Raw genomic sequence first — 6,731 nt, 5'->3', positions numbered from 1 at the left:
GTTCGATATCCAGTTGTTTATAACTTTCTTTTTCAATACTTGTCACGGCAGTGCGAGTCTTGTGGTTTGTATTTAGCCGCGACGTCCGGGTTAAAAGTAATATCTTCGCAGGAAAGATCAGCAGTCGATATGCAAATAGACTCACCCGACATCAACAACCCGCTGCTCACTATTTTTATTTGATATTAACTGTTCTGTAAAGATACTTTGGGCAGGTTTCGATTGAAAGGGCATCTGGCTTGATTATTTGATGAATGTAAAATTGGGGAGGTAGCTTTAGGTTTTGTAGATGGGCCGCTTGAGCTTTGAGGTAATAACAGCTCAAGCGGTAAATCGTGGTACTTATTTTTCAGCTTTAACCGAGCTGCCTGCTCCAAACCATTTTTCGGCAAGGGCTTTGGCGGCTTTAAGACTCATCTGTTTGGAGTGGATATCCCCGACGGGGCGTCCCTCTTTACTAAATATTGTGTAGCTCATTTTTTAGCTCCAAGCTTTTATTTTTTTCCGTTCCAGTTAACTGTAGTCTATTTTTGACTATATTATCGATTTTAGTTCGTTTTTCTATATTGCTCTTTGGGTTTGTAACATTACTGTCACTATGAACGAGTATCGGATGTCTGTCGGTATGCAGCAGTTATGGTATTCGGGGCAAGAATAACGTTTTCTTATTATACTTTGGTATTAAAAATCAAACGTTTGCTTGAATTGCCGTGCTGCGCCGAGCAATCTGGACTATGAGACATGGTGTTAGCAGTTGAAGTTAGAGTAGTAATGATAATGTGCATGCTTATTATCAGCGAGCAGTAAAACACTGCATTATCTTCATTAATCCCTTCTTTATACATGAGTGTATCGTCATTCTTATGATGTTTAAGAACGGCATACAGCATGCACATCAGATAATAAAAATAAATTAAGCTGAGATTCGTAACGAAGACCGTGCCTAATATTTAACGGTATGTTACTCGCCTAAGGCCTCTCAGTTAGTAGGGGGCGGGATGCTATTTATTACGAATCGATTTCCCAAGCAGAGCATAGAAACTGAGATCGGACGCAACTTCGATTTTGATTTAGAAAATAACGCATCAAGCAATTCTGTATTCTTCTGTGAACGGTTGGGTAAAAAAGAATACAAGGAGATTGGCAGTATTGATTTTATGACCCGCCTTAAAAACTCAAAGTACCGGCAGGTCCTGATCTACATTCATGGTTTTTCTAATCTCCCGGAAGATGTGTTTGATGGTGCTGAAGAGTTTAGTTTGTTGTGTGAAAAGAAAAAGAATAAAGAGGTGTTAGTCATTCCGATAATCTGGCCTTGTGATAATGATCTTGGGGTTGTTCAGGATTATTGGGATGATCAGAAAGCTGCAGATCAGAGTGGAATGCCTTTTGCCCGTGTCCTGGAAAAGTTTTTAGCCTGGCGTAGTTCTGAAGAATACAACCCAACCGAAGATCCATGCCTGAAACGTATTAATATTCTGGCCCACTCTATGGGTAATCGGGTGTTGCGTGAAACCTTATCGGTTTGGCGTAAATATGATCTTCCTCAGGGAGTACCGTTAATTTTCAGGAATACATTCTTGGTTGCAGCTGATGTTGTCAATGAAACCCTGCATGAAGGACAGAAAGGGGAAGTTATCTGCCACGCATCTCGTAATGTTGTCGTTTATCATGCTTCTGATGATCTGGCATTGCGCGCCAGTAAAATGTCTAATCTCAAAAACAAGATCGCTTCCCGGCGCTTAGGGCATACGGGGCCGGAGAAAATGGATGAAACGCCGCGTAATGTTTATTCGGTAGACTGTGATGATGTCAATAACCGCTACGATAAGCCAAAAGGGCACTCATACTTTCGATCCGGTACGAAGAAAGGCTCTGCGGGTAAAGTATTCAAGCATATTTTTTCATGTTTGTTGACAGGGAGAGTGTATCCGGATGATGAAGATCGTAGGACTTCAATCCTGAACTCAGGCAAATAAGAAACTTGATCAAGGGGTTTAGTTAATTAATGGAGGTTTCGTGAGGCTAGGTAAACGGGATAATTAGCACATGCACTTTCTAAAAGGAGGACGAAAGTGAATACTCATAGTTTTAAAGCGTTGGACCGGACGGTTCGTGATGCATTCATTAAGATGAATTTTATTGGTGAGTCGCCGCTGTTTTTGCGATCGCTATGTCAGATTGAAAAAGCGGCTAAGCATGATGTTGCTGCGTTGCTGCTGGGTGAAACGGGTACGGGTAAAGAGTTGGCGGCGCGCGCTATTCATTATATGAGCTCGCGTTCCTCTCACCCTTTTATACCGGTTAACTGTGGCGCATTACCTGAAGATATCTTTGAAAACGAACTCTTTGGGCATGCTCAGGGAGCTTATACGGATGCTAAAAAGAGCCAGTCGGGTTTGGTGGCTCAAGCGCAAGGCGGCACACTTTTTCTGGATGAGATTGATGCACTCTCTTTAAAATCCCAGGTGGCGTTACTGCGATTTTTGCAAGACCATCAATTTAAACCATTGGGAGCACAGGGTTATGAGGATGCCAATGTCAGATTAATCGCGGCGACCAATGCGGACTTGGCAGCATTATCTGTTAGCGGCGAGTTTAGAGAAGACCTGTATTACCGTCTCAACATTATGCAGATCACTATGCCCTCACTACGGGAGCGGGTTGATGATTTACCTTTATTGGCAGATCACTTGATTCGACGATTCTGTGTCGAATATGGTGAAGATGAGCGCTTTTTGTCCGTTCAGTGTTATACATGGATGCGTCAATATTCCTGGCCAGGCAATGTGCGTGAGTTGGAAAATTTTTTGTTGAGAGGCTTTCTGGAATCAGAAGGGCCAAGCATTATCGTCCCCCCACCACGCCAATGGGAAGAGGCTAATCAGCAAATTAACATCTCGGGTATGAATTGGGATGCCGATTACAACGAGGCTAAAAGTCTTATTATTGGCGCGTTTGAAAAGAGCTATTTAATGCATGTACTTCTCAAAGCCGATGGAAATGTTACCCGAGCCGCACGGCTTGCCGGAAAAGAGCGGCGCTCATTGGGTAAGTTAATCAAAAAACATGGACTGAGAGAGGCCGAGGAGTAACCAGATTTACTCTTGTGGGTTAAAAATAACCCGCCTATTCGTAAAGTGATCCTCTGTAGTTTAATCCTCTGTATTAATTAACAATTCCCCCCTAATCAAAAACTGTCACGCAGTATCTGCGTCCTGCCAGTGGGTTTTTTTTGCCCCAATTTTTCTACTATTTTAAATTAAGTTGTTATTAATCAGATAATTATTTTTTGGCATGTCTCTTGTATCACTTTTGCTTAAAGCGTTGCTGTTACGAAGATGAGAAGACGGTATGTCGAATATCAACATTGATGACACTGAAATAAAGCGCATAGCCAGTGAGATAAATCGCTATCTGGGTAACCATCCCCACGGAGGAGATACGATTGATGGCATTACTCGATGGTGGATACCCAGGCAGCGTATTGAAGAAACATCTCTGCTGGTACAGCAGGCACTAGATTATCTGGTTTCAGAATCGCGGATCGAACGAAAAACCAGCCCCGATGGTAGGTACCTGTATTTTGGGGCTGCTCCATTACGTGATGATAAATAACGCTAAAGGTCTCGAATGTAGAGAGGAGTAACGACATGCCAGTATCTCCCACTTATCCCGGTGTATATATTGAGGAAATCCCCAGCGGTGTACGTACCATTGCTGGGGTTGCAACATCGATTACTGCTTTTGTTGGCTACACCAAAAAAGGTGCGGTTGATAAGGCGGTTCATATTACGAGTTTTTCAGACTTTGAGCGCAGCCACGGTGGTTTAGATCGAGGCAGCCCGCTTTCCTATGCGATAAAACAGTTTTATGCCAATGGCGGAAGTGAAGCTTATGTCGTACGGGTTGCTAAAGGTTATGCGCCGGCCCGCTGGCAGATAGATGATAGCGCGGGTGCGGTGCTGGATGTTGCTGCCTCCAGCCCCGGTGTCTGGGGTAATGATCTGCGTATCAGTATTGAGCATACCGGCACACGTAACCCTGATGCCGAGTTTAATCTGGTGGTGTCGCAATTGGTCATTCAGGGAGGCGCATCGCAAACCGTACCCCTTGAGACCCATCGAAACCTCAACCTGAATCCTGATTCTCCTGACTATGTGGTTTCTGTGGTTAATGCCGCTTCAGCCACTATTCGGGTCACTCAGGCACCGGGTTTGGTGTTTTCGCGTCAAGGTTTTGTTGTCAGCAAAAGTATTACTTTCCCGTTAAATCTCACGGATACCACATTGGCTGGCAGCATCGATGGTAATGCCTCTTTTTTATTGGCGCTGTCCGCCAGTTTCGCTGATATGAGTGCTCTGGTGACCAACCTGAATGCAGCGATCGCGACGGCGGGATTGGATTCACGCATGGTGGCTGCAGAGTCAGGGCTTGATGGAGACCTGGCAGGAACTGGCAGTGTGAGAATTGCCTCGTTAGCGACGGATGAATCCTCTTCAGTTGTGGCTGCTATCGGTGCACCGGGAGGGCTGACTGCGGGTATTGGTTTAGGTTTAGCTGCGGGTGGGCGCGAGTTTACCGGGGATTCAGAACATCGTCCTGATGTGGTGAGTAACCTACTGCCGCAGACAAACGGTAATGATGGTAGTAAAGGTGCGGCTACTGAGCTGATGGGGAATCAATCGACTAAAACCGGTATGTACGCGTTACTCGATGTGGATCTGTTTAATTTGTTGTGTATTCCTGAAACCCGTGATCTTTCTCAGGCGCAGGCCGATCCTGTTATTCAGGCAGCGATCAAGCTCTGTGAAGATGAGCGCGCCTTTTGCATTGTTGATCCGCCTGGTAGTTTCATTCTTTCTACTATTGCCGGCTGGGCCAATGGCGTTTCTCAGTCGCGAAATGCGGCGGTGTATTTTCCGGGTGTATTAGTGGCTGATCCGCTCGATAGTTTCCGACAAAACGTGATGGCTTCTTCAGGTTCTATTGCCGGTGTTTACGCGCGAACCGATAGCTCACGTGGTATTTGGAAAGCGCCAGCCGGCACGGATGCCACGTTAAATGGTGTCGCGGCTATCAGTGCACCGATGAACGATATTGAAAATGGCGGAATTAATAAGGCTGGTGTAAACGCACTACGTAACTTTCCAACTTATGGAAAAGTTATTTGGGGAGCGCGCACCATGAAAGGCGCAGACGCGCAGGCAGATGAGTACAAGTATGTGCCGGTGCGGCGTTTGCTGTTGTTTCTTCAGGAAAGTTTATATCGCGGTACACAGTGGGTTGTGTTTGAGCCTAATGATGAACCGCTTTGGTCGCAGATCAGGCTGAATCTCGGTGCCTTTATGCACAACCTGTTTCGTCAGGGGGCATTTCAGGGAACAACGCCACGCCAGGCCTATTTCGTTAAATGCGACAGGGAAACCACAACGCAGAATGACATTGATCGAGGCATTGTCAACATCGTGGTGGGGTTTGCGCCATTAAAACCTGCTGAGTTCGTCATTATCAAATTCCAGCAGATTGCTGGCCAACTTGAAGTTTGAAGGAGTAAATCATGGCTCAGTTTAGTGTAAATCCGCAAAGATTTGATCCCTACAAGAACTTCAAGTTTCGCATTAGATGGGATGGCAAGTATGTTGCGGGTATCAGTAAAGTGGGTGCGTTGAAACGCACTAATGAACCGGTAACGCATCGTGAGGGTGGCGACCCCAGTACCGAACGTAAATCACCCGGGCAAACAAAATATGAAGCGATCACGTTGGAACGAGGCGTAACGCACGATACAGAATTTGAGAAGTGGGCGAACAAGATCTGGAATTTTGGCTCTGGCCTGGGTGCTGAAGTCTCTCTGAAGGATTTTCGTAAAGATATCGTTATTGAGATGTACAACGAAGCGGGCCAGTTGGCTATCGCTTATAAGGTGTTTCGCTGCTGGGTGTCTGAGTATCAGGCATTGCCCGAACTGGATGCCAGCGCTAACGCCGTGGCGATTCAGTCGTTGAAGTTAGAAAACGAAGGCTGGGAGCGGGATTATGAGGTGACTGAACCCGCAGAACCTGAATTCACGGAACCCGGTTAACGGGCGGTGGTAACAGTCAATGAAAGTGCTGAACGCAGATGAATTATTAACGGTATGGGAGCAGGGCCTGAATCAGTCTTTATTGCGGCGGGCATTGATCTTGTTGGCCGCTGCTTTCCCCGAAATATCCCCGGATAATCTTGCGCAAATGAGTATCGGCCAACGCGACGGCTTGCTGATGCAACTTCGTCAGTGTTTGTTTGGACAGGAATTACTCAATACGGCTGTTTGTCCTGAATGCAATGAGCGTATTGAGTGGCAGAATAACCTGAGCGATTTTTTGCTGACGTCCGATCAGATTCCCCCCCCACAAGATACATTTGAGCTGGATGCAGGCGGTTATCAGTTGCGGTTTCGCTTGCCTAATAGCCTGGATATTGCTGCCGTTATCAACAGTCATCAGATACAAGGCGGGCAATTACATCAGTCACAATCTGCATCGCAAAAACAACAGCTGCTATCACGCTGTTTGTTGCAGATAGAACAGCAGGGCAGTGGCTGTGACTTTGAAGAATTACCGGATTCGGTGCTTCAAGCCCTTACAAATCAACTGGAAGCATTAGATCCTCAGGCAGATATCCGGCTTAATCTGACCTGCCCGGAATGTGCACATGCCTGGACCGTATTATTTGATATCGCCAGCTTT

General features: G+C 45.9%; 8 protein-coding genes. 7 read left to right on the top strand and 1 reads right to left on the bottom strand.

What is annotated here, in order from left to right:
• Window positions 1-183: hypothetical protein (locus ABY436_RS18125; protein ID WP_372740338.1), on the top strand; the 183-nt coding region annotated here is incomplete at its 5' end.
• Between the two features lie 159 nt (window positions 184-342).
• Here the strand turns inward: ABY436_RS18125 and ABY436_RS18120 are convergent.
• On the bottom strand, window positions 343-477 hold the full coding sequence (locus ABY436_RS18120; RefSeq protein WP_269750475.1) for a hypothetical protein: 135 nt from the start codon (window positions 475-477) through the stop codon (window positions 343-345).
• 521 nt (window positions 478-998) lie between these two features.
• Between ABY436_RS18120 and ABY436_RS18115 the strand changes: the two genes are divergently transcribed.
• The 6 genes from ABY436_RS18115 to ABY436_RS18090 form a co-directional block, all read left to right on the top strand.
• Window positions 999-1,979 carry an alpha/beta hydrolase gene (locus ABY436_RS18115; RefSeq protein WP_372740337.1) on the top strand — a complete coding sequence of 327 codons (981 nt, stop codon included), beginning with the start codon at window positions 999-1,001 and terminating at the stop codon, window positions 1,977-1,979.
• Window positions 1,980-2,075: 96 nt separating this feature from the next.
• Window positions 2,076-3,095 (top strand): sigma 54-interacting transcriptional regulator, encoded by a 1,020-nt coding sequence (locus ABY436_RS18110; RefSeq protein ID WP_372740336.1) that lies wholly within the window; start codon window positions 2,076-2,078, stop codon window positions 3,093-3,095.
• Window positions 3,096-3,354: 259 nt separating this feature from the next.
• The gene (locus ABY436_RS18105; protein WP_090726091.1) at window positions 3,355-3,618 is read left to right on the top strand and encodes a hypothetical protein; all 264 of its coding nucleotides are present in this window, start codon (window positions 3,355-3,357) and stop codon (window positions 3,616-3,618) included.
• 35 nt (window positions 3,619-3,653) lie between these two features.
• Window positions 3,654-5,549: a phage tail sheath subtilisin-like domain-containing protein gene (locus tag ABY436_RS18100; protein WP_372740335.1), complete on the top strand. Its 1,896-nt coding sequence runs from the start codon at window positions 3,654-3,656 to the stop codon at window positions 5,547-5,549.
• Window positions 5,550-5,560: 11 nt separating this feature from the next.
• Window positions 5,561-6,085, top strand: a complete 525-nt coding sequence (locus ABY436_RS18095; RefSeq protein ID WP_372740334.1) for a phage tail protein — start codon at window positions 5,561-5,563, stop codon at window positions 6,083-6,085.
• Between the two features lie 19 nt (window positions 6,086-6,104).
• Window positions 6,105-6,731 (top strand): hypothetical protein (locus ABY436_RS18090; RefSeq protein WP_372740333.1); only part of this gene is annotated, 627 nt, incomplete at its 3' end.

It is taken from the genome of Neptunomonas sp. (assembly GCF_041601355.1).
In the GTDB taxonomy this organism is placed as follows: domain Bacteria; phylum Pseudomonadota; class Gammaproteobacteria; order Pseudomonadales; family Balneatricaceae; genus Neptunomonas.
Note: the sequence above shows the minus strand (reverse complement) of the source record. Positions and strands in the feature narration are given on the sequence as shown.